The sequence below is a fragment of the Idiomarina aquatica genome (assembly GCF_004362895.1).
Classification (GTDB): domain Bacteria; phylum Pseudomonadota; class Gammaproteobacteria; order Enterobacterales; family Alteromonadaceae; genus Idiomarina.
On the sequence record NZ_SNXI01000003.1, the window covers coordinates 137782 to 159376 of the forward strand.

16 protein-coding genes are annotated in these 21595 nt (G+C 49.5%); 9 read left to right on the plus strand and 7 right to left on the minus strand.

Going from position 1 to position 21595, the window contains the following annotated elements; translation table 11 throughout:
• The first annotated feature begins 1 nt into the window (after nt 1).
• Entirely contained in the window at nt 2–3367 is a 3366-nt protein-coding gene (locus DEU29_RS03940; RefSeq protein WP_133538951.1) for a PAS domain-containing hybrid sensor histidine kinase/response regulator, read from the plus strand.
• Here the strand turns inward: DEU29_RS03940 and DEU29_RS03945 are convergent.
• Both DEU29_RS03945 and DEU29_RS03950 read right to left on the minus strand, forming a co-directional pair.
• The gene (locus tag DEU29_RS03945) at nt 3317–3973 is read right to left on the minus strand and encodes a response regulator transcription factor (protein ID WP_133539005.1); all 657 of its coding nucleotides are present in this window, start codon (nt 3971–3973) and stop codon (nt 3317–3319) included. The genes DEU29_RS03940 and DEU29_RS03945 overlap by 51 nt on opposite strands.
• 129 nt (nt 3974–4102) lie before the next feature.
• Nucleotides 4103–6316 (minus strand): TonB-dependent receptor, encoded by a 2214-nt coding sequence (locus tag DEU29_RS03950; RefSeq protein ID WP_133538952.1) that lies wholly within the window; start codon nt 6314–6316, stop codon nt 4103–4105.
• A 223-nt stretch (nt 6317–6539) separates the two neighbouring features.
• On the opposite strand from DEU29_RS03950, the gene DEU29_RS03955 reads away from it, so the two are divergent.
• From DEU29_RS03955 to DEU29_RS03965, 3 genes are read left to right on the plus strand one after another with little or no spacing between them, the layout of a single operon-like run.
• Complete coding sequence (locus DEU29_RS03955; protein ID WP_133538953.1) at nt 6540–7832, plus strand: GntP family permease; 1293 nt, start codon at nt 6540–6542, stop codon at nt 7830–7832.
• A 9-nt stretch (nt 7833–7841) separates the two neighbouring features.
• A complete protein-coding gene (locus DEU29_RS03960; protein ID WP_133538954.1) occupies nt 7842–9497 on the plus strand; it encodes a long-chain fatty acid--CoA ligase in 1656 nt (551 codons plus the stop codon).
• Nucleotides 9494–10672: an E22 family MetX-like putative esterase gene (locus tag DEU29_RS03965; RefSeq protein WP_133538955.1), complete on the plus strand. Its 1179-nt coding sequence runs from the start codon at nt 9494–9496 to the stop codon at nt 10670–10672. The genes DEU29_RS03960 and DEU29_RS03965 overlap by 4 nt, the downstream gene beginning before the upstream one ends.
• 393 nt (nt 10673–11065) lie before the next feature.
• On the opposite strand, the gene DEU29_RS03970 is transcribed toward DEU29_RS03965, so the two are convergent.
• A complete protein-coding gene (locus tag DEU29_RS03970) occupies nt 11066–12826 on the minus strand; it encodes a TIGR03545 family protein (protein ID WP_133538956.1) in 1761 nt (586 codons plus the stop codon).
• A gap of 2 nt (nt 12827–12828) precedes the next feature.
• Complete coding sequence (locus tag DEU29_RS03975; protein WP_133538957.1) at nt 12829–13335, minus strand: TIGR03546 family protein; 507 nt, start codon at nt 13333–13335, stop codon at nt 12829–12831.
• Between the two features lie 77 nt (nt 13336–13412).
• Here DEU29_RS03975 and DEU29_RS03980 point away from each other — a divergent pair, with 77 nt between their 5' ends.
• Together DEU29_RS03980 and DEU29_RS03985 are read left to right on the plus strand one after the other, a co-directional pair.
• The gene (locus DEU29_RS03980) at nt 13413–14873 is read left to right on the plus strand and encodes a RimK family protein (RefSeq protein ID WP_133538958.1); all 1461 of its coding nucleotides are present in this window, start codon (nt 13413–13415) and stop codon (nt 14871–14873) included.
• Nucleotides 14863–15330 carry a GNAT family N-acetyltransferase gene (locus DEU29_RS03985; RefSeq protein ID WP_133538959.1) on the plus strand — a complete coding sequence of 156 codons (468 nt, stop codon included), beginning with the start codon at nt 14863–14865 and terminating at the stop codon, nt 15328–15330. Before DEU29_RS03980 ends, DEU29_RS03985 begins: the two co-directional genes overlap by 11 nt.
• On the opposite strand, the gene glpQ is transcribed toward DEU29_RS03985, so the two are convergent.
• Nucleotides 15305–16351 carry a glycerophosphodiester phosphodiesterase gene (glpQ, locus tag DEU29_RS03990; protein ID WP_243734466.1) on the minus strand — a complete coding sequence of 349 codons (1047 nt, stop codon included), beginning with the start codon at nt 16349–16351 and terminating at the stop codon, nt 15305–15307. The genes DEU29_RS03985 and glpQ overlap by 26 nt on opposite strands.
• A 12-nt stretch (nt 16352–16363) precedes the next feature.
• Nucleotides 16364–17431: a cysteine synthase A gene (locus tag DEU29_RS03995; RefSeq protein WP_133538960.1), complete on the minus strand. Its 1068-nt coding sequence runs from the start codon at nt 17429–17431 to the stop codon at nt 16364–16366.
• 238 nt (nt 17432–17669) lie between these two features.
• Here DEU29_RS03995 and DEU29_RS04000 point away from each other — a divergent pair, with 238 nt between their 5' ends.
• From DEU29_RS04000 to cfa, 3 genes are all read left to right on the plus strand, one after another.
• Complete coding sequence (locus DEU29_RS04000; RefSeq protein ID WP_133538961.1) at nt 17670–18008, plus strand: P-II family nitrogen regulator; 339 nt, start codon at nt 17670–17672, stop codon at nt 18006–18008.
• Nucleotides 18009–18018: 10 nt separating this feature from the next.
• Nucleotides 18019–19188: an ammonium transporter gene (locus tag DEU29_RS04005; RefSeq protein ID WP_133538962.1), complete on the plus strand. Its 1170-nt coding sequence runs from the start codon at nt 18019–18021 to the stop codon at nt 19186–19188.
• Between the two features lie 124 nt (nt 19189–19312).
• Nucleotides 19313–20428 carry a cyclopropane fatty acyl phospholipid synthase gene (cfa, locus tag DEU29_RS04010; RefSeq protein WP_133538963.1) on the plus strand — a complete coding sequence of 372 codons (1116 nt, stop codon included), beginning with the start codon at nt 19313–19315 and terminating at the stop codon, nt 20426–20428.
• A 2-nt stretch (nt 20429–20430) separates the two neighbouring features.
• On the opposite strand, the gene DEU29_RS04015 is transcribed toward cfa, so the two are convergent.
• Complete coding sequence (locus tag DEU29_RS04015) at nt 20431–21486, minus strand: AI-2E family transporter (RefSeq protein WP_133538964.1); 1056 nt, start codon at nt 21484–21486, stop codon at nt 20431–20433.
• Between the last annotated feature and the right edge of the window lie 109 nt (nt 21487–21595).

Here is a 21595-nt window from a genome sequence, read left to right on the forward strand (position 1 = left end):
CATGCTCTCAGTTACCCTAACCGTCGCGGTTGCCGTTGTTTACCTGCTGGTTTTATTTACCATTGCCTATCGCGGTGACCGCACCTCCACGCAACCTCCTAAGCCCTACCGCTATGCATTGGCACAAGGGGTTCACTGCACGTCGTGGGCTTTTTTTGGCACCGTAACGCAGTCGGCACATTATGGCTGGGCCTTCGCCCCTACCTATATCGGTGCCATTTTTGTGTTTTTAGTCTTGCATAGCGTACAACTGAAATTACTCAATTATTGTAAAAAGCAGAATATCACATCCATTGCCGACCTGATCGGTACTCGTTACGGCAAATCCCCCTTACTGGCCAGCATCGTAGCAATTATCGCATTAATTGCAGTGGTTCCTTACATCTCGTTGCAACTACGTGCGGTTACCGCAAGTTTTGCTGCGGTAACCGGCTTTGAACATGAGCCGTTTTGGATGTTTGACCTGTCGGCCTTAGTTGCACTGGTGATGATTGGTTTCGGCTTTTTATTCGGCACGCGACGACTCAGCTTAGCCGAGCAGCACGGTGGCTTAATGGACGCCGTTGCGTTTGAATCGGTAGTCAAACTTATCGCGTTTGTTGTGGTTGGGCTTTACGCGACCTACGGTTTGTTCGATGGCTTTACCGACCTACTGACACAGAGCTTGAATAACGACCTGACACGTGAAGCGCTGCAGGGCGCCGAGAGTGGCACATACATCTATGTCGTGCATATTTTACTGGGTGCACTGTCTATGTTCTGCTTACCGCGTCAGTTTCATGTCAGTTATGTAGAGAACACCCACAGCGACGAACTTCGTATTGCGCGATGGGGTTTTCCGCTGTATCTGTTTGCCATTAACCTCTTTATTTTGCCCATTGCCCTGGCAGCATTATTAATCGCGCCGGAACAAGCGTCCACCGATACTTTTATGCTGGTTATTCCGCTTTCCAGCGGCTCGCAAAGCTTATCCCTTACCGCCTTTATCGGCGGGCTGGCAGCTGCCACCAGCATGGTGATTATTGCGCTACTGGCACTGAGCATCATGATTTCTAACGATGTGGTGATGCCATTGTGGTTGCGCATTGCGCGTCGACGGTTAACCACGTTTAATTTCTCACCTGGCCGTATTCTCTGGGTTCGCCGCATCACCATTGTGGTTGTTATGCTGCTTGCGTACTTTTATTACCAACTAACCATCGACTCTTTACCGCTGGTTAACTCGGGGCTACTGTCTTTGGCTCTGCTGGCACAACTCGGTCCGGGTATCGTCGGCAGTGTGGTTTGGCAACGCAATAGTCAGTTAGCTGTTTTTAGCGGGCTGAGTTTAGGCACCTTAGTTTGGTTTTTATTATTATTTATACCGGCACTGGATACGGCTAATCCGATTTCTGACGTACAGGTTGCTGATGGCGTTGTATGGAGCTTATCGTTAAACCTACTCACTTATATCGTCGTCTCGCTATGCTCGCGGCCGGTAACCGAGCTAGGTAGTGGTTCAGCGTTCAATGCAGAGTTCTCACGTCAGCCGAGCATTACCTGGCAACGGTTACGGTTATTGCTCGAGCGCCTTTACAATCCGACCCAACTGAGCGCCCTGCAGCGCAAACTGGCCATTGATCTGGTCAGTCACGATAGTTACACCGGTGTTCCTGCTCCCACCCTAATGCGACTAGAGCGTGAACTTGCCAGTATTATCGGAACCTCAGCGACACGGCTGTTGTTAGACACCATTTCTGAGCAACAGGATTTGCCGGTAACCAAGGTCGTTGACTGGGCAACAGAGGCATCTAAACTTTATCAATTTAATCGTGAATTACTGCAAGCCTCGGTCGAAAATATCCCGCAGGGAATAAGCGTTATTGATGGTGATTTACGTCTGGTAGCCTGGAACCGTCGCTATCTGGAAATTTTTGATTACCCCGATGGTTTGGTACGCGCCGGTATGCCGGTTAAAGAGTTATTGCAGTACAACGCGGACCGTGGCCTGCTCAGTGGCGTTGAAAATGGCGATACCGCGACTGAAATTAAAAAGCGCTTAACCTACTTACGCGAAGGTAGTGCTTATAAATACCAGCGCGCCCAGGGTAGCTCGATTATCGAGCTACAGGGCAATCCCATGCCCGGCGGCGGCTTTGTTACCACCTACAGTGACATTACTGAAAGGGTGCAGGCTCAGCGAGCATTGCAACGTATCAATACCGAACTGGAACAGCGCGTTAACGAACGAACCGAGCAGTTACTGCAGGCTAAGCAAGCAGAGGAACGAGCGCATCAGAGTAAGTCGCGATTTTTTGCCGCCGTCAGCCATGACTTGATGCAACCCTTTAACGCCGCCAGCTTATTCTGCGAAATGCTACAGGCACAAAGTAACCCGCAACAAGCACCGATGGTATTAAATGTGCGTCGTTCACTGGATCATGCTGAAGAATTACTCACCATGCTACTCGATATGACCAAGCTTGATGCCGGTAATCTTAAGCCCGAACCACAAACTATCTCGCTTGACTCTATTCTGACTCCGCTGGTTGAGCGATACCACGCGATGGCAGCGGAAAAAGGCATAAAGTTAAGTTATTTATACAGCTCTGCATCAATTTCCAGTGATCGCAAGTTGCTCACCCGTATCATTCAAAACCTCCTCTCCAATGCGCTGCGGTATACCCACCAGGGTCGCATTGTCGTTGGTAGCAGACGCCGCGGCGAACAACTTGAACTGTGGGTTATCGACACCGGCGAAGGGATTCCGGAGCATAAGCAGAAAGAAATTTTTAAAGAGTTCCATCAACTGCAATCTGGCGGTGATAACCCCGGGCTTGGTTTGGGACTCTCCATTGTGGAACGTATTTGCCGGCTCATGGACCTCAGCATTGATCTGTATTCTAAACCCGGCAAGGGCACAGCCTTTAGCATAAAACTCCCGGTCGTAAGCTGGAGCAAGCAACCTCTTGAAGAACGCACTCAGGCGCCAGCCCTGGTTAACGAAGCATTGTTAAATAACGTGCGGGTTTTGGTGGTTGATAACGATCCTCGCGTATTAAACGCGACGGCGTCACTGTTGGAACAATGGGGGGCAGACGTACAAACCGCACAAAACTTGGCACAGGCCAAATCAGCTCAACGCGTTGACTTACTGTTTGTCGATTATCATCTGGATGACGGTTTAACCGGTATAGAGGTGGTTAAAACGCTGCGCAATCAGTGGCATGCTGATGTCACTGCCATTATTAATTCAGCTGATCCTGACGAGCAATTACGCGAGCAGGCGCTGGAAATAGGCGCACATTTTATTCCTAAGCCGTTAAAAAGTGGCGCTTTAAAAAGACTCATCAAACGACTCAGAAGCAGCCAGCATTTGCCTGAATAAAATGCCAGCTTGCGTACGGTTGATGCAATCTAGCTTGCGCAAAATCGCTGACGCATGCTGTTTAATCGTTGTCTCCTGCACGCCCAGCTCGTAAGCAATTTGCTTGTTTAACAAGCCATCAGCGATGCACTTAAGTACTTTAAATTGCTGTGGCGTGAGTTGTTCCAGTTTATTGGCGAACGCGGTCATTTCTTCATCCGTATCATCGATAACGTTCTGCATCGTCGCAGGTAGCCAATTATCACCAGCTAATACCGTCTGCACAGCTACTTTCCACTCCGGTAAGGGCACCGATTTAGGAATATAGCCGCTGGCACCCAGTGCCATCGCCTGACGAACGACGCGCGTATCTTCGTTGGCAGAGACAATGACCACCAGCACGTCCGGATACTGGCTGCGCAGTAGCGACAAGCCTGTCAGGCCTTGATTGCCCGGCATGGAAAGGTCGAGAAAAACCAGTTCAATCTGGGGGTGTTCCGGCAATACTTCTTCAAGCTGTTGAAAGCTTGAAACTTCGATAATATCTGCTGATAAACAGTCGGCGATGGCTTGTTTCATCGCTGCGCGAAATAACGGATGATCGTCAGCAATTATAGCTCTGGCCATTGGTGTTGTCGGTGTTGAAGAATTGATAATGACCATGCTAACCACTTTTTAAAAAAATGCCAGCGGCCAGGCTCACAGGGAGTGGCCTAACCGCCGGCAAACCACGAGAGGGTTTGCTTGCCAGATTAACTAGAAGCGATAGCCAACTGACAGTGACACCGTGCGCGGGTCGCCGTAGTAACCAGTGACGATATTTTCGCCAAAGGTCGAACCGAAGTTATAACCTGACACACGATATTCCTCGTCGAGCACGTTTTTGGCGTGCAAGCCAACAGTCCATTGTCCAGAGTTTGAATACCACACCAGACTGGTATTGGTTAGGCTATAAGCTTCTTCATCCAATGGTGACGGCACTTCAAAGATTTGTGTATCGTCGCGGTAAGAAACACTACCCGACCACACCAATGAGCCACTTTCCAGCGCAAACTCTTTGGTAAAGCCAAGGTTAGCCGTTACTTTTGGCGTATTTTGGAATGACCACAAGTCGGACACATCTTCAACCTGCTGGGTTTCGGGGTTAAAGAATTCAACTGAATCAAACTCGGCATCGATATAACCCAAAGAGCCGGTAAAGTTCAGCGTTGATGTCGCGGCAAAAGTCAACTCAATTTCAAAACCCTGTACCGTCGAATCAGCAGCATTTAACACCTGAGAGGCCACACCACCGCCCTCAATCGCGCGCTGTACGGTTACCTGCATGTCTTGATAATCGGAGAAGAAGGTCGCCGCGTTTACGCGCATGCGTCCATCGAGTAGCTCACTCTTAACACCAAATTCTACAGTATCCACAGTTTCTGGATCGTAAGGGTTCGAGGCATCAGGGTTTAGTGATACGTCTGCGCGCATGTCAACACCGCCCGACTTAAAGCCATTGCTATAACTTGCATACAGCATAACGGCCGGATCGACCTGGTAACTGACACTAGCATGCGGACTGAACTTGCTCCAGTCTGCCTGGGTAGTAAAGTCAGAGTTGATTACAATCGGATCAGCGGAGTAATTGCCGCGGTCAAGAAACTTAACGCCGGCATAGGTGTAACGGTAAACATCAGCAGTTTTATCGTCCCGCGTGTAACGTCCGCCTACAGTCACTGACCATTGGTCATCAAGCTGATAAGTCGCCTGTCCAAATAATGCCTCGCTGGATGTATCAACACAACCACCATTATCAATCGATAGACCCAGTAAACCTAAGACCGTTCCAAATTCACCGCAAGCCTCGCCGTCGTAAAAATATAGTCCACCGACAAAGTCCAAACGATCGTCACGATACATGAACTGGAATTCCTGCGTGGTTTGCTCATCTTCGTAGATAGCAGGAACGAGCAGTACTGGGTTAACCGTTGAGTCAAAGTCGATGTTGGTATTGGTTAAACCCTCACGGTATGCCGTTACTGATTTGAACATCCAGTCGTTATTAATTGCCCAGTCCACGGTCATTGAATAACCTTCGGTCTCGACTTCGTTCCAGGTAGGCATTGCTGTGTAGGCGTCGTAAACGTCATGTAGTCGCGGTTCGTCGCTAAGCAGAGACTCTTGCTCACGATGTCCACCACGCGCATTGGAGTCGTCTTTGGTCCAGTCAGCCGCAAATTTAACGTTGATGTCTTTGCTTACCAGCCATTTCGCATTCAGACGACCGGTCATTAACTCTTTGTTATAGTTCTCGTCACCGGTATTAACGAACTCGCCAAAACCATCACTATTCAGGGTCGCGAACGCACCGCCAACATAAAAATTGTCAGCCAGCGCGGTCTGTCCGGAAACTTTTAAATCTGCCTGGCTGTATGATCCGACGGTTCCTTTTACTTCAAACTCGTCATAGCCGGTCAATTCGCGGGTGACATACTTCATGGCACCACCGATGGTGTTCTTACCATACAGAGTTCCCTGCGGTCCGCGCAGCACCTCTACCCGCTGCACATCCAACACTTCCAGCACCGCACCTTGCGGGCGGGCGACATAAACATCATCGATATAAATACCGACACCCGGTTCGAAACCCCACAATGGATCCTGCTGACCCACACCACGAATGTAGGCCGTCAGGGTAGAGTTAGTACCACGGCTAACCTGGAAGGTTGTGTTCGGCATTTTATATTGCAGTTCAGTAATATCCTCGATGCCATCACGCTCGAGTTCGCCTTCACCGAAGGCGGTTACCGCAACCGGCACTTCCTGCAAGCTTTCACTGGTTCGGCGCGCGGTGACTTCAATACGCTCCAGCTTGCCGTCTTCGGCCTCCGTTGTATCCTGTTGTTCCTGAGCCAAAGCCATTGGGCTGGAGAGCAAAGTAGCGACCGCCGCTGCGACTAACGAATGTTTAAATTTGGGTGTATTCATTGTTGTTCCCCTGACAATATTGTCATTCTTATTAGATTTCCGTTGCTGTTAACGTTGTGTTCTGAACGGACCAGAGTCATGGCTGGTTATTAAGCTAGCGCAATTTGTTAAAAAAGTGATCTGTACCATAGTACTATGGGGCAAATTTTGTAGATAGCGCACAATACAGCTCATGCAACGACTGGAGCATGGCTGTTTCTATTGACTCGTTGCGAGGTATCTCATGTTAAGTATGATTGGACTTGTCGGTGGCCTGGTGCTGCTGATTATCCTTACCCTTCGGGGAATGAACCTGTTTATCAGTGCGCCCTTGTGTGCCGTCGTCGTTGCCTTGTGCAGTGGCATACCGCTATTTACTGGTGAGGTTAATTTTGTAGCTGCCTACATGGATGGCTTTGCCAGCTTTGTCGCCGCCTGGTTCTTTATGTTCTTACTCGGCTCCATGTTCGGTAAGTTTATGGAGGATACCGGCGCCGCCGATAGCGTCGCGCAATGGATTATCAACAAACTCGGCCGTAAACAAGCCGTATTGGCGGTAGTTCTGGCCTGTGCGATCCTGACCTATGGCGGTGTCAGCGTTTTTGTGGTGGCATTTTCCGTGTACCCCATGGCGTTGTCACTATTTAAAGATGCCAACTTGCCCCGTCGGTTTATTCCTGCCGCACTGGCGTTTGGTTCCGTCACATTTACCATGACCTCGGCCGGCTCACCCGAAATTCAGAACTGGATCCCCATTAAATATCTGGGCACATCGCCTTATGCAGCCTGGGAGGTCAGCCTGGTGGTTGCTGTATTAATGGCAACCTTTGGCTACTGGTGGTTACGTAAAATTATCAACCGGGCAATTGCCAATGGCGAAAAATTTGAAGCCCGTGAGGGTGATCCGGTGTTACTGGATCGTAAGCTACCGCGTCCCATTTTAAGCCTTATTCCACTGCTTGTGGTGCTGGGGCTATCGTTTAGTTTTCATGACACATTGGCACAAAACGCATTGATCGTAGCCTTACTTGGCGGCGTCATTTCTATTGCCATCATTAACTTTAAACACTTTCATCGTCCCCAAACAGCCATATCCGAAGCAACTACCGGCGCTCTGGTTGCCATTGGTAACACCGCCGCAGTGGTTGGTTTTGGCAGTATTGCCAAGATCACACCTGCGTTTGATACCGCAGTAACCGCAATGACCAACTTACCCGGCAACGAACTCGTCGGTGCCGCTGTAGCAGTAAGTGTCATCGCCGGCTTAACCGGTTCGGCATCAGGCGGACAGGCTATTGCACTACCGGAAGTCGGTCCACATTACTTGCAGGCCGGCGTTAATCCCGACCAACTGCATCGTATTGTTTCTATTTCGTCAGGTGCACTCGACTCGCTGCCTCACAATGGCTACGTAGTTACTACCATCCGCGCCATCTGTAACGAGACACACAGTGCAGCATACTGGGCTGTTGCCGCGGTTACGGTTGTTGTGCCGTTAATGGGACTTGCTGTCGCTATTGGCTTATTCATGCTGTAAGGAATAAACATGCTAGTATCACCAACCTCAGGAAACATGATGCAGCGGCCGTTGCAAGTTATTGACTTGCTTAAGTTCGGCGCTGCCCGCCATGCCAAACAAGAAATTGTAACGCGCCGTTTAGAAGGCGACATCCACCGCTATACCTATGCCGATTGTTACCGGCGTAGCGCACAAATGGCCCATGCGTTAACGGCTTTAGGCATCAGCCCCGGCGAGCGTGTTGCCAGTCTTGCCTGGAATACCTATCGTCATATGGAACTCTATTACGCCGTTAGCGGCATCGGTGCGGTAATGCACACCGTCAACCCACGACTGTTTGCTGAGCAGATTAGCTGGATTATCAACCATGCAGAAAGTGGCTGGGTCTTTGTTGACTTGAGCTTTGTTGAATTGCTGGAGCAAATCGCTGGCCAGCTGCCTCAGGTAAAAGGCTTTATTATTATGACCGATAAAGCCCATATGCCATCAACATCGCTACCCAATGTTCACTGCTACGAGGCTCTTATTGAAGAGCAGCCCCGCGATTATGACTGGCCTGACATCGATGAAAATAGCGCAGCATTATTGTGTTATACCTCGGGTACAACAGGAAACCCCAAAGGCGTTATTGCTTCTCACCGAGCGATGGTGCTGCATGCTCAGGCAACCATTAGTCGTGACATGCTCGACTTAAGCACCAACACGGTACTGATGCCAATGGTGACCATGTACCACGTAGCGGCTTGGGGAGCACCCTATGCCGGGCCTATCTCAGGTTGTAAGTTAGTATTTACCGGCGATGGAACGTCTGGCGAAGCAATGGCTGAAATGATCCGTTCAGAAAACGTCACGGTTGGGTTAGGTGTGCCAACCATTTGGCTAACCTTGCACAATTATTTAGCTGAAAATGGTCTGGATATACCCAGTTTAGAACGCGTATGCGTCGGCGGCGCGGCATCACCACTGGGGCTGGTTAAAACCTATGACCAAACCTACGGTGTTTACTGGCAACCTATTTGGGGCATGACCGAAACGGGTCCACTAGTACATTCAGCCCCACCCCAGGCCGACATATTGTCACGCAGTAAAGATGAGCAGTATCGCATACAAACCACCGCCGGACGGCCGGTGTTTGGCATTGACGCACGTATTGTTGATGCCGATAACCAACCCTTGCCGCACGACGGCGAAACCCGCGGCGAGCTTCAGGTTCGGGGGCATTGGATTGCCTCGCAGTACTTCCGTAACGACGACCTCAGCAGCTTTCCCGACGGCTGGCTGGCAACCGGCGACATTGCGGTGATTGACGAAGAAGGCTTTATGAAGGTCGTGGACCGGAAAAAAGATGTGATTAAAAGCGGCGGTGAATGGATTAGTTCTCTCGATATCGAAAACATTGTAAGCCAACACCCCGCCGTTAATGAGTCCTGTGTTATTGGCGTCAAGCACCCTAAGTGGGACGAACGTCCGCTATTGCTGGTGGTCCTTAATAAAGGCGAAACGCTGACAAAAGACGCAATCAAACAATTTTTGGATGGCAAAATAGCCCGCTGGTGGACGCCGGACGACGTTGTATTTGTTGATGAATTGCCGCATACCGGCACCGGCAAGCTGGTAAAAAATGAGTTGCGAAAAGCCTACCAAAACTACCTAACAGAAAACTCAACGGAGATCGTAAAATGAAACCATTAATTCAACTGGGTAGCCTGCTTTTTGCAGGGCTATTTAGTGTCGCGAGTATCGCTCAGCAATCACTACTGGTAGAAAAACAGACATTTACCCTGGATGAGTACACCACCCACGGCGGCGAAACCATCCGTGATGTTAAAGTCGGCTGGGAAGCCTATGGTGAACTAAACGAAGCTAAAGACAACGTGATTTTAGTCACCCACTTTTTTTCGGGAAACAGTCACGCCGCCGGTAAGTATACGCCGGATGATGCTCAGGCCGGTTATTGGGACGCCATTATTGGTCCGGGTAAGGCCATAGATACTAATGAGTTTTATGTCGTGAGTGTTGACTCGCTGGTTAACGCTTACCCCAATTTACCCACGGTTGTTACTACCGGCCCCGCCAGTATTAACCCGGAAACCGGCAAACCTTATGGTCTCGACTTCCCGGTTGTCACCATCCGCGACTTCGTCAACGTGCAAAAGGCGGTATTAGAATCACAGGGTATTGATAAATTGCACGCGGTTATCGGTGCTTCAATGGGGTCACTGCAAGCCATTGAGTGGGCTGCAGCCTATCCTGATTGGGTAGAGCGCATGGTATCGGTAATCGGCACGGCATCCATGGATGCCTGGACCATAGCCGGCCTGGAAGCCTGGTCGCAAGCAATAAAACTGGATCCCAACTGGAACGCCGGTGATTATTACGACGGCGAAGCACCGCTAGATGGAGTCACCATGGCACAAGCGTTAATCACCCACGGCGCAATGTACCCAACGATTTTCAACCAGGTAGCGCCAGCCCAGCAAACCCTGCCCACCGAAGGTCTGGCTACCGTTAACAACCAGCTACCAGCAGCCAAATGGCTCTATGACAGCAGCCGCCAACGCGCCCCGCTGGCCGATGCCAATCATATTTTGTACTTGGTACGTGCCAATCAATTGTTCATTGCCGGCCACCAGCAAACACTAAAAGAAGGCCTGAACAACATCAGTGCAAAAACGTTATTCCTGCCCGCCAGCAACGACTTACTGCTAATGCCTTACATGGCAGAAAACGCCGCCGAACAACTCAAAGCACTGGATAAAGAAGTCGAAATCGATCATATCGACGGCCCCTGGGGCCACCTGGACGGCATCTACAGCATCCAGCAAAAAGCCGACAAGTTAAAATTCTTCCTACAGTAGCTCGCGCATCCTGCGCGAGGGCGTGGCAGTCAGCAAGACAAGCCCTTTTTAGCCAGCAGCGTTCCTGTATTCAGGGGGACGCTGCAAGTACATCCATGTACGCTTGTTTCCGGCCATCCATGGCCTCCAACACCCCCTGAATACAGGAACGCTGCTGACTAAGGGCTTGTCTTGCTGACTGCTGGAATAAATGCTTGGAAGTGACTGGGCGTACGGGTCAAAAACGGCGTTAAGGTGATTGAGCAGCTCCTTAGCCAAGGGTGTCTGGCGCCATGGATGGCGCCAGTCAAGCCCTACAGGGATGTACTTGCGGGCGTCCCTTGGCTAAGGAGTGTCAATCGCCCGCCGTTATTGGCCCGTACGCCCCGGCCCCCCTCGCGCAGGATGCGCGAGCTACGAGTTGCCGAAGAGGCGGTCTTTGAGTTTGTCTTTTAGGTTGTCTTCGATTTTGGATTTTAACAGTTCTTCCAGCTGTTGGTTGAAGTCGCCGGCCTGGCTGTTGAGTTGCGTAATGTTTTGTAGCAACTCGGTGTTGGGGCCTAGCTGTTGTTCAACTTTGGCGGTCAAGTCGGCTCTTATTTCGTTCAGCTTGCCTTGTGCTTCTGCCATGGCGGTGTCACCCAGCAGTTTGCCGAGCTGTTGGTCTAGGTCGGAGTTTAAGTTTAAGCTTAAGCTTGGGCTTAGGATATCGCCGGCAATTTCGGTATTAATGTCCAGCCGGTTCAATTGCTTTAATGCAGCGGCGATGGCATTGGTAATTTTACTGCTACCCTGCGCCAGCATCTCTAAATCCAGCATGCGAATAATGGCTTCACCATCAAGTTGGTTGCCACGCACTAACACGGTGCCGTCGCTGTCGAGCAGCGCTGACGCGATTGACGCGGTCAGCTCGTCGCTTTCGCTCAGCCCCAGGCTTTTCAGGTTAGCGCCTTTTAACTGCCATTGTTGCTTGGCATCAATGCCCGACTCCAGTAACGACAATTCACCATCCAGGTTAAACGCGTTCCACAGATCACTGTTATCTACCCGCGCCTGGTAGGTTGTTGGCTGGCCGAGTAAATTATGTTGATGAGTAATGTTCTGCCAATCGATATTAACCGCTGTGCCTGCAATCAATACTTCGGTGCGGGCATTCTTAATCCAGAATTCAGGCGGTGCATCAGCCTCGACAAATGACAAGCTTTCGCCAGCGCCACGTGCCTTTTCTACTGTTTGCGAATTGGCTGAACGCGCTAGCATCGGTGCGAGTTGTTCGTATGCTAGTAGTAAATACTCACTCCACTGACGTGCTCTATCACCCAAGAGTAAGCCGGTAACATTTTGCAGACCGGTTTCGTTTAACTGAAAGAAGTTTTGGATTCGATCGATATCGTTACCCGGGGCATCTTTAACACGAGCTATTTGCGTCTTTACGATCTCAGCAGATTCGCTTAACTGCGCTCTAAAGCGTTCTATTGCGGCTTTATCTTCGCGAATAGCATCCTTCAACTGGTCGAGTTTTTTCTTCCGCGCGGCCACATCGCCTAAGCCCTCGACGTCACCCTCTGTAATTTCTTTAATCTGTTGCTGGTAGGCGGCAATTTTTTCTTTATCCGGTAACGCTGCTTTAGCGTCATTGAACTGAGTCCGCTGCTGCTCAATCTTCTGTTCCGCGTCGGCCAACACTTGATCGGTTTGCAGGCCAACTTGCTGAACGATTTCGTCGGTCGAGGGCAATGATACTTTCAATTGCTCCCAGTTTGCCGATGCCCAGTTTTTTACATCATCTTTTGACGGCGTGACATAAACCTCGCCTTCGCCTTGTTCACGCGGTTGATCAACTCTCACACCCAGCACGTCAAGCTGTTCGATATGAATACGTCCTAATAAAAGCTCGGCTGCAGATATGTCCGCGCTGAAGCTTTCCAACTGTACCTGGTTGTGAGTCGGCTTGGCGGCATCTGTTGCCTGAACGCCATAGGCTCTAAGAGTTAGCGGTGACCACTCATGCTCAACCCGCGCTATGTTGACTTCCGCACCATTGACACGGCCAAGTCCATATTCCATCGAGACTTTTAAAATCGCGTCTAAAAACAGCCACGATACAATTACTATCAACGCGACGATGCCACCAAATACGGCCAATCCCGGCCAACGAATTACACTACGCTTCATCACTACCCCCGTAAATCCGTGTACAGTTGCCAAAAGCGGCTGCCTCGCAACATTTGCACCACTTTTAATTTTAGCAAGGCTTTTTGAATGCGTTTGCGGTAATTATTGACCACAAAATAGGTCACCACCGCAACAACCGGGCTAATTAACAAGCTGAACACAAAACTTCCCATGGTAATGGTGTGGTAAAACTGACTTACCCGACCCACCGCCGTTGCGTACGCGGCCTCATAAATACCTTGCCAGCTTGATGCTTGCAAAATAGCTAAACCAAAATCGTGAAACATGGGATCGAGCAGGTAGGCAATACCCGAGAACAAGCCAAACGAGAGCAAAAACAGCGTCAGGTTGACCCGAAAAATTAATGCCCCCAGTAAAATCACAAGGTTGTGTACTCGCCATAGCGGCGTCAGACCCAAAAACATACCCAGCACCATTGCCATAGCCAACGCCCAGGGACTGGTCTCTGAATTCAGGGCCTTAAAAAGTTTGGCCAACAACGTCAACATACACAAAGCTCCTTGTCTTTATTTCCTTTTCTAATATAGTGTCGCTTAAGTCTCTCTCGCAACTAACTTTTCACTTTATGCAGCAACACGTTCACGTAGTGATCAATGATATCGACGACTGGCAACCCTATTACCCCAGCCAATCGTTGTTAACGGCTAACGAATATTTGAGTACGCAAAAAAGTAAAGCGCGCTCGCATATTGTCAACTTATGTAATGACCTCAGCTATTTGTCCACCGGCTACTATGTTAGCTTGCTGGGCGAGGCTCGTGGGCAACGTGTGCTGCCATCGGTAACCACGATCAATGACTTAAATAATTTTCGTCACTACCAGCTGTTGACGAATGTGCTGGATAAAACAGCGTCTAAGTATCTTCTTAACTATACCGATAATACGCTCGAATTGATCATTTGTTTTGGCGTCTCTCCCATTGCCGCCTTTGCTGGTTTTGCGCGACAATTATTCGAACGCTATCCCTGCCCGATTCTGCGGGTACAGTTGCGCCACGAGAGCCGTTGGTATATTCACTCGCTCACCGCGGGGCAACTCAATCAACTATCTGATGAGCAACAAACGTTTTTTGGCGATTCGCTCGACGCCTTTAATAAACGCGTGTGGCGAAAAGCTCGTGCCAAAAAGGAATACCGTTACGACTTAGCGATTCTTTATAACCCTGACGAAGCCATACCAACCAGTGATAAAAAAGCACTAACACAGTTTATTAAAGCAGCGAAAGAGGCGGACATTGAGGCGGAACTGATAACAGCTGAGGATTACAGTCGCTTATTAGAGTTTGATGCGCTATTTATTCGTGAAACTACGCGCATAAATCATTATACCTACCACTTTGCTAAAAAAGCCGAAGCGAATGGCATGGTCGTCATCGACCATCCAGAATCCATTGTGAAGTGCGCTAATAAAGTGTTCTTAAAAGAGCTGTTAGAACAGCATAATGTCGGTATGCCTAAAACCGAACTGCTGCTAAGTGGTACTTCCCTTAATTATGCCGCGTTAGGTGAGTCGCTGGGTTATCCCGTTGTGCTCAAAATTCCGGATGGTTCGTTTTCGATTGGTGTCGAGAAAGCCGATAACGCTGAAGAATTTGAGCAGGTAGCCAATAAGCTCTTTGAACAGTCGACTATTTTGCTGGCACAGGAGTTTCTTAAAACCGATTATGACTGGCGTATTGGTGTACTTAACAACCGTCCGATATACGCTTGCCAATATTTTATGGCACGCAACCATTGGCAGATTTATAACCATAAAGAGTCGTCAGCGCGTGCCAAGAGTGGTTCGTTCGAGACTTTTGGGGTTCATCAGGCCCCCAAAGACGTGGTTAAAGTCGCTTTGCAGGCAACCCGGCTGATTGGCGATGGCTTATATGGGGTTGATGTAAAAATGACCCGTGATGGTCCGGTGATTATCGAGATTAATGATAATCCATCAATTGAGTCAGGCGTTGAGGATAAGCATTTAGGCTACGAACTTTACCGCCTTATCATGGCAGATTTCGGACGTCGACTGGATGAGCAATAACCCGACCATCAGACGCGCAACAGCCGATGACCTGGATAGCCTGGTGCGGCTTGAACAAAGAACCTTTGATTACAGCCGCATTAGTCGTCGTAACTTTAGGCGACTGATGCAATCCCCGTCTGCACATTTTTGGGTTGTCATTGAGCAACAAAATGTCATTGCTTATGCCGTTGCATTAAGCCGCAGCAATAGCCGGTACTGGCGTGTGTACTCGTTAGCTGTAGACATGCATCATCGCGGCAGGGGGTTGGCACGAGCGATGTTAGAACACGTTATTATTGAAGCTAAAAAGGCGCAGTGTCGCGGACTATCACTGGAAGTGAAGTCTGATAACCGCGCCGCTATTGCGCTGTACCAACACTATCACTTTGAGACCATCGACTTGCTGCCCGGCTATTACGATGACGGCACCGATGGTCTTAAAATGCGTGTTACTTTTGGTCTGGAAAATCACTAAAGGCGCCAACTGCACCTGCTTTTTTTAACCATTCACGTAATTGCTTATGGGAGCTTACGCCGTCCGGCAAATCGTCAGCGCGCAAGGTATATACGAACACCGGTAATTTAGCGCGACTGGCATCATCCAAAATACCACTCCACTGCGGTTCACCGTCTTTTACACCGACCAACACGTGATCTAACCATACCCCAATAGAGTCGGCATAAGCGGACAACGATTCCAGCCCGGCGTATGTTTTCATCGCATCATAGTCAACATCGCTCTCGTTCCAGCTATTGTCTGCTATTAGCTGAACCAACGGATAGTTAACGTGAAACTCTCGCTTCAAGCGCCGCAATGTCTCTGGATTAAACGATTGCAGATAAATAGGCGTCGGCAACGCATCATCTTTATAGCCCGCCTCTTCTAATACCCGCATTGTTGACGCTGTAATATCGTAGTCTTGTTGGTGGTACCAACGTGGTGCTTTGATTTCAACGTACACGCCGGTGTTAGTATCTCTGACCCGGTTCATCTCCTGAATCAGACTCAGGTTCTCTGCTAACGTTTGAATTTTAAAGGTTAGGTCAGATGCACTGAATCGAGCGGGGTAAACACGCTCACCCGCCTCGTTATGGCGGGCTGACAAGGTCAGCTGCTGCAAATGATTTAAGGTGAAATCAACAACGTAGTAGCGGCCATCGGGACGATGGCGATCAGGGAAAACCTCTGCCACATTCGAAATCGCATCAAGGTATATATCATGCAGAACAACCGGAATGCCATCACGACTTAACTGCACGTCTTGTTCAATGTAATCGGCACCCAGCGCATGCGCCATCACGGTAGCCTCGCGACTATGCTCCGGCAGGTAGCCCGACGCTCCCCGGTGAGCCACGTCAATAAAGTCAGGTACCGAGAGCGTCTTTAATGAACCGACTTCGGCAGCTGCATCCATCGATTGCATGCTGGCGGCAACAACACTCTGCGCAGCCACCAACAAACACGAAAAAACACCAACTGCTAACTTGAGCCGCATTAGCCTCACCTTTTATTTACCGCGCGCTGCTTGCCCGCGCCAATGTGTTGATATGATTTTATCACCCAAGTTGCCATAGCGCTCGAGCAATTGTTCAATGGGCTCAGGCTGTGGGTTAAGACCACGGCCTTTTAAGTAGGCTTCATTGTACAGCTTACTTGCTGATCTCTCGCCCAGGTCACAGGCAAAGGTAACAATGCGCTGGCCTTTGCCTTTATGCAACGCCGCAGCCAGTGCCGCGGCAACATTTAATGCAGAACTGCTGCCCAACACAATGCCATCCTGTTCACGCAAATAGCGTGACAAGGTAACCAAGTCCTGATCCGGCAAATTAACGGCATGATCAATCTTTGCCTGATTAAAGTTCTCGACTAACCGCATTATGCCGATTCCTTCGGTCATCGAGCCGCCTTCAGATACATAGTCACCTGACTTTAAGAACTCGAATATACCGGAGCCGTCCGGGTCAGCCAGCCAGACATCAACGTTTTCATCCTGTTCTTTAAAAAACATCGAGTTGCCGCCGATGGTTCCACCGGTACCTGCGACCGATACAAAGGTATCAATTCGACCCTCCATCTGTTGCCAGATTTCAGGGCCGGTGTGCAAGTAATGGGCACGTGCATTACTGGTGTTTTCAAACTGATTAGCCCACCAGTAATCGTCACGTTCTTCGGCTATACGGCGGGCTGTGTGGTAAAAATGATTTTCGTTTTTAAACGGCACCGGGTCGACAGCCATCAGCTCGCCACCATGTAAGGCGATCATGCGTTCCTTTTCCGGCGATTGGTCATTCGGCATAACAGCCAGCATATTCAAGCCGTAAGACTTTGCCACCAGCGCCAAGCCAATACCTGTATTGCCCGCTGTTCCTTCAACTACCGTCATACCCGGACGTAATTCGTCGCGCTCAAAAGCGTCTTCGATGAGCTGCTTAGCGGCACGATCTTTAATCGACCCGCCCGGATTTTGAAATTCACACTTTAAGAAAATATCACTACCGGTAAGCTTGGATAGCGACGGAATTTTTACCAGATCAGTTTGCCCAATCAAGTCACTCATGCGCTGGCCTACTAACATTGGCGCCCTCTCACGTTGATATGTTCGTTCAATATAGTATCTCGTCACTCTGTTATTGGTTCAACTAACTTTGCGTTATAAGCCATGCACATCTGCGGTGCAACTGCACCGCAGGATGCACCAGCTCGGTTCCGGGTAAATTCAAAAAATTACAATAATCTTTTATTTTTCAAAGCATTATAGTTTGGCACGACAATTGTAACGCTAGTCATCGTTAGTCCATATCCAGGAGACAACAATGAAAATGGTCGTTGCATTAATTAAACCTTTTAAACTCGATGACGTGCGTCGCGCGCTGGCCGATATCGGCTGCACCGGCATGACGATATCCGAAGCGCGTGGATTTGGCCGGCAAAAGGGGCATACCGAACTATACCGCGGAGCCGAATACCAAATCGATTTTTTACCCAAGATCCGCATTGAGATAGCGGTCGCTAATGACATGGAGGAGCGCGTAACCGAGGCGATAGCTGAACATGCTCATACCGGCAACATTGGCGACGGCAAAGTATTTGTTTGGGAACTGACACACTGTACCCGCATTCGCACCGGCGAAACTGATCAGCAAGCGCTGTAAGGAGCAGATAATGGAATCAACTAACCTGGCTTTTGCCCTTGATACATTTTACCTGTTAATATCCGGTGCCTTAGTTATGTGGATGGCCGCAGGCTTTGCCATGTTGGAAGCCGGGCTGGTAAGGGCTAAGAATACCACTGAGATTTTAACTAAAAATATCACCCTCTATGCACTGGCTTGTGTCTGTTATTTACTCATCGGCTATCAGCTCATGTACGGCGAGGGCGGTTCTGATACCTACGCTGACGCCGCGGACTTTTTCTTTCAAAGTGTTTTTGTGGCAACCGCTCTTTCTATTGTTTCCGGTGCGGTTGCTGAGCGCATGAAGCTCATTAGTTTCTTGTTGTTTAGCATCGTCCTGGCCGCCTTTCTATATCCAGTTCAGGGCGCATGGAGTTGGGGCGGAGGCTTTTTATCAGCATGGGGATTCGTTGACTTTGCGGGTTCGGGCATTGTTCACTTAGCCGGCGCCGCTGCTGCGCTAGCTGGTGTTATTGTGTTGGGCCCACGCCGCGGTAAATACAAAGACGGCAAACCGCAGGCCTTTCCGGGTGCCAATATGCCACTGGCTGCATTAGGCACCTTTATCTTGTGGTTTGGCTGGTTTGGTTTTAATGGCGGCTCGCAGTTACAATTAAGCGGAGCAGGTAATGCTGATGCCATTGCGCTGATTTTTGTAAACACGAATAGTGCGGCGGCGGCCGGTACCTTAGGCGCACTGCTATTAACCAAACTAACAGCCAAAAAAGCCGACCTTACCATGATCCTAAATGGTGCGTTAGTCGGTTTAGTGGCGATAACCGCGCAACCTGCCACACCATCCCCTGAACTCGCTGCCGTTTTCGGTTTCGTTGCGGGCTTAGTCGTCGTGGTATCAATTCTATTGTTCGACAAAATACGCATTGATGACCCTGTCGGCGCGCTCTCGGTACACGGTGTTGGCGGCATTTTTGGCTTGCTGATTGTGCCGCTTAGTGACAGCACAGCCACCTTTAGCGGACAACTCAGCGGAGCCGCGGTTATCTTCGCATGGATGTTTTTTACCAGCCTGGCCGTGTGGTGGATTCTGCACAAAATTATCGGCATTCGTGTTTCGAAGGAACAGGAGTACCAAGGTGCTGACAGCGTCGACTGTGGCGTTGAAGCCTATCCCGAATTTGTTCGCTCAAGTCCACGGTAATTGCCGACATAGTTGCTCCCATCGGGCTGAGCGTTGTCATAAGTTGTACATCCTGTTAGCGTATTCCTGTTGAATGCGCTAATTTTTTAACCATAACAACAACATTCTCAAAAAAGGGAATCACATGGCAACCTCGAAAGCTTATGTGGAAGAGCTGTTAGCTCGCGCCGATATCCGTATCAATGGCGAACGCCCATGGGATATGCAGGTGCATGATGAAAGCGTTTTTGATCAGGCACTCTCGCGGGGCAATCTAGGCCTGGGAGAATCTTATATGGCAGGGCTTTGGGACGTTGCCAAGCTGGACCAGTTTTTTCACCGGCTGCTTCGTTCCGGGGTTCAACACGAAGTTAATCCGGCGCGGCTGATATTTCATTCCCTGAAAGCGCGTATGTTTAACTTACAGGACAGCAAGCGAGCCTGGGAAGTCGGCCAACACCATTACGACATCGGTAATCAGCTTTATCAACACATGCTGGATCCACGTATGGTTTACACCTGCGGCTACTGGCGTCACAGCGATAACCTGAATGACGCGCAGCGGGATAAATTAGAGCTATGCTGCCAAAAGCTCGGCCTAAAGCCCGGCATGCGGGTATTGGATATAGGCTGTGGCTGGGGCAGTTTTATGCAATATGCAGCTGAGAATTACCAGGTCGAATGTGTTGGCGTAACCATATCTAAAGAGCAGGTTGCATTGGGCCAACAACGGTGTGAAGGGTTACCGGTTGAATTTAGACTGCAAGACTATCGGGACCTCGACGAACGCTTCGATCGTATCATCAGCCTGGGTATGTTCGAACATGTTGGACAAAAAAACTACGACGACTACATGACCGTCGCCCAACGCTGCCTCAAAGAGGATGGGTTATTTTTACTACACTCCATCGGCAAGAATGTATCCGATACTGCCGCCGACCCCTGGATTAGTCGTTATATCTTCCCTAACGGCGAGATCCCCTCTATCGCACAAATTGGACAGGCTATTGAAGAGCGCTTTGTATGCGAAGACGTGCATAATTTCGGTGCTGACTATGACAGAACATTAATGGCCTGGTTTGCCAACTTTGATCAGGCCTGGCCGGAAATCAAAGGCGATTTTGACGATAACTTCTACCGCATGTGGACTTACTACCTGCTGTCCTGCGCAGGCGCATTCCGCGCCCGCGATATCCAGCTATGGCAGTGGGTGTTATCACCGCAAGGCCTTGAGGGGGGATACGAACGGCCTTTTTACTGATTTTAACCTGACTGCCCGTCAACGTTAAATTCACGCATGAAAATATCCCAAAACGCCATAAACAGGGCCGCTACCAGCGGCCCAATCACGAACCCTGTGATACCGAACAGTGATAGTCCGCCCAGGGTTGAAAATAAAACAATATAATCAGGCAGTTTGGTATCGCGACCCACTAGTAAGGGCCGCAAAATATTGTCGGCTAAGCCAATAACCACCGCACCGTAAGTGATCAATACGACGCCTTCCCATACACTACCCGTAGCAAGCAAATAAACAGCTACCGGCAACCAAACAATGCCGGCACCAACGGCTGGGATAAGCGATAAAAAGGCCATCACCACACCCCAAAGCAATGCCCCCGGAATACCGAGAATCGCAAATATTATACCGCCCAGTGCGCCCTGCACCATGGCGACAACAATATTGCCTTTTACCGTGGCCCGGGTTACCTCTGCGAACTTGCCAAACAATTCGCGTTCACGTTGATCTCCCAGCGGTAACGCTCGCACCATTAAATTAATCAATAAATGCCCGTCACGTAGTAAAAAGAACACCAGGTAAATCATTAACGCAACGCTCACCACAAAACTAAAGGTGTTCTGCCCCACCGTCAGCGCTTGTTCTGCCAGTGTGCGGCTGGCACTTACCGCGAACTCAGAAATTTTCTGGCGCAGGTTATCGGTTTCTATACCGAGTTTTTCCAGTAACTCCGGAATAAACGGAAAGGCCGTCTCTATCTGCTGAATAAACTGACCGGGGCGAATCTCGCCCGAATCTACTTTCTGATAAAACTGAACACCTTCCTGAATAAAGGAATAAGCGATGCCCAACACGGGTATCACCACAATCACAACGGCAATGAGCAATGTTAATAGCGCGTTGCGGTTGGGCTTGTCACCCAAAGAATGTTGTAACTTACGTTGTAATGGGTAAAAAATTACCGCCACCGCGCAAGCCCAGAAAATCGACATCCAGAAAGGTTTAAGCACCCATAAAAACGCGATGCTTACCAGCAGTAGCATAATGATAAATGAACGCGTTTCTAACTTGTCTTTCATTAAAGTTTCCTTTAAAACGTACGTTATACTGTTGTAATTATGATATTACGCATGCTAAATGCTTGACACAACGCAACTTAATTAACACTCTGTAACCGTATATAGAACA

Coding starts and splice junctions, on each gene's coding strand:
- DEU29_RS03940 (WP_133538951.1), top strand. CDS start 2: ATGCTCTCAGTTACCCTAACCGTCGCGGTTGCCGTTGTTTACCTGCTG.
- DEU29_RS03945 (WP_133539005.1), bottom strand. CDS start 3,973: ATGGCCAGAGCTATAATTGCTGACGATCATCCGTTATTTCGCGCAGCG.
- DEU29_RS03950 (WP_133538952.1), bottom strand. CDS start 6,316: ATGAATACACCCAAATTTAAACATTCGTTAGTCGCAGCGGCGGTCGCT.
- DEU29_RS03955 (WP_133538953.1), top strand. CDS start 6,540: ATGTTAAGTATGATTGGACTTGTCGGTGGCCTGGTGCTGCTGATTATC.
- DEU29_RS03960 (WP_133538954.1), top strand. CDS start 7,842: ATGCTAGTATCACCAACCTCAGGAAACATGATGCAGCGGCCGTTGCAA.
- DEU29_RS03965 (WP_133538955.1), top strand. CDS start 9,494: ATGAAACCATTAATTCAACTGGGTAGCCTGCTTTTTGCAGGGCTATTT.
- DEU29_RS03970 (WP_133538956.1), bottom strand. CDS start 12,826: ATGAAGCGTAGTGTAATTCGTTGGCCGGGATTGGCCGTATTTGGTGGC.
- DEU29_RS03975 (WP_133538957.1), bottom strand. CDS start 13,335: ATGTTGACGTTGTTGGCCAAACTTTTTAAGGCCCTGAATTCAGAGACC.
- DEU29_RS03980 (WP_133538958.1), top strand. CDS start 13,413: ATGCAGCAACACGTTCACGTAGTGATCAATGATATCGACGACTGGCAA.
- DEU29_RS03985 (WP_133538959.1), top strand. CDS start 14,863: ATGAGCAATAACCCGACCATCAGACGCGCAACAGCCGATGACCTGGAT.
- glpQ (WP_243734466.1), bottom strand. CDS start 16,351: ATGCGGCTCAAGTTAGCAGTTGGTGTTTTTTCGTGTTTGTTGGTGGCT.
- DEU29_RS03995 (WP_133538960.1), bottom strand. CDS start 17,431: ATGTTAGTAGGCCAGCGCATGAGTGACTTGATTGGGCAAACTGATCTG.
- DEU29_RS04000 (WP_133538961.1), top strand. CDS start 17,670: ATGAAAATGGTCGTTGCATTAATTAAACCTTTTAAACTCGATGACGTG.
- DEU29_RS04005 (WP_133538962.1), top strand. CDS start 18,019: ATGGAATCAACTAACCTGGCTTTTGCCCTTGATACATTTTACCTGTTA.
- cfa (WP_133538963.1), top strand. CDS start 19,313: ATGGCAACCTCGAAAGCTTATGTGGAAGAGCTGTTAGCTCGCGCCGAT.
- DEU29_RS04015 (WP_133538964.1), bottom strand. CDS start 21,486: ATGAAAGACAAGTTAGAAACGCGTTCATTTATCATTATGCTACTGCTG.